Below are 400 nucleotides of genomic sequence, written 5' to 3' on the forward strand. Positions count from 1 at the left end.
GCGACGTGGAACCAGGACGGAACGCTCGATGAAATCCTGGCGACCGTTCAGATCCTTCAGCGGCGGTCGCCTGGCGAGTATGAGACGTTCGATGAGATCGATCTGACCGGACAGCTTAAGAAAGGAGAGAACGAGTTCGACATCGAACCAACCTCGTTCAATATCGATCCTGCCCGGATCCAGGAACAAATCACGCCGAACACCAAGGCGATCATTCCGGTTCACTTGTTCGGCCAGTGTGCCAACATGACCGAGATCAAAGCCAATCGTATGCAGGACCTGGAAGATATCTACTGGGCCCTGATGAACTGCACCGAATTCGCCTGGAACCACTAAGGATCTGCCATGAATCGCTTTCCCAACATGCTGGGGTTCCGTCCTGGTTCCACGTCGCGAACAG

1 protein-coding gene is annotated in these 400 nt (G+C 54.5%); it reads left to right on the top strand.

Annotation, left to right across the window (positions count from 1 at the left end):
* On the top strand, window positions 1-336 hold a 336-nt coding region (locus AB1L30_RS00890; protein WP_367011455.1), incomplete at its 5' end, for a DegT/DnrJ/EryC1/StrS family aminotransferase.
* Between the last annotated feature and the right edge of the window lie 64 nt (window positions 337-400).

Source organism: Bremerella sp. JC817 (genome assembly GCF_040718835.1).
In the GTDB taxonomy this organism is placed as follows: Bacteria; Planctomycetota; Planctomycetia; order Pirellulales; family Pirellulaceae; genus Bremerella.